This window comes from Vibrio sp. 1402, from assembly GCF_033340275.1.
Genome location: NZ_JAWOWE010000152.1, coordinates 1 through 847 on the forward strand (window position 1 = coordinate 1; position 847 = coordinate 847).

General features: G+C 45.1%; 1 protein-coding gene. It reads left to right on the forward strand.

Translation table 11 applies throughout. From position 1 onward, the window contains the following. Positions 1–763 (forward strand): methyl-accepting chemotaxis protein (locus R7044_RS24745; protein ID WP_225455939.1); only part of this gene is annotated, 763 nt, incomplete at its 5' end. Positions 764–847 lie beyond the last annotated feature (84 nt).

The following is an 847-nucleotide window of genomic DNA, read 5'->3' on the forward strand; positions in this document are numbered from 1 at the left end:
GCTTCTCGAATCGGCACAAGTGACATCCAATAACGTTGAACAACAACAATCCAATATCTCAGAAATGGGGCGTCAACTCGAAGAGATTGCCTTTGCTGCGAGTAATACGTTGGATCAAGCTAATCAATCGGTGCAAAAGTTGTCAGATTCAAAAGATGAGATAGAACAAGGTCGTGACGCACTTGAGCAAAATAAAGCGACCATGGAAAGTTTACACAGCAGCATAGAAAGCGCCAGCACCCAAGTTACGCAGTTAAGCAAAGAGAGCGAAGCAATTGGCCGCGTGACGGAAGTGATTGAAGGGTTAGCAGAACAGACTAATTTGCTGGCACTCAATGCGGCAATTGAAGCGGCGAGAGCTGGTGAACAAGGGCGAGGTTTTGCTGTGGTTGCCGAGCAAGTACGAGAGCTATCTGCGAAGAGTAGCCAGTCCGCTATTGAGATTCGTCACTTACTTGATCGTAGTGAGCAAGAAGTGAAGCATGGTCAAGACGTGGTGACGTCAAGCACCGAGAGGATGAACACTATTATTCAGCAAGTGACGACGATATCTCATGACGTACAAAGTTTATCAAGCATTATGGCAACGCAAATGACAGCGCTAAAAGAACTTGATGAAGCGAGTAGCGAAGTGGCGAATGGTGTAGTGAATACAAAATCCATTGCCGAGATTGTGGCTCAATATGGCAAAGAGCTCAGCGGTCAAGTTGTTGCTGTCCGGACGCTCACACAACAACTTGATCAAGTTGTCTCAAAAATCTAACCCCACAGCATAAAGGACTGGATGTCTATCCAGTTCTTTATTATCCTGTCGCAAATTCATTTCCAAAGAGTATTTATAGTGATT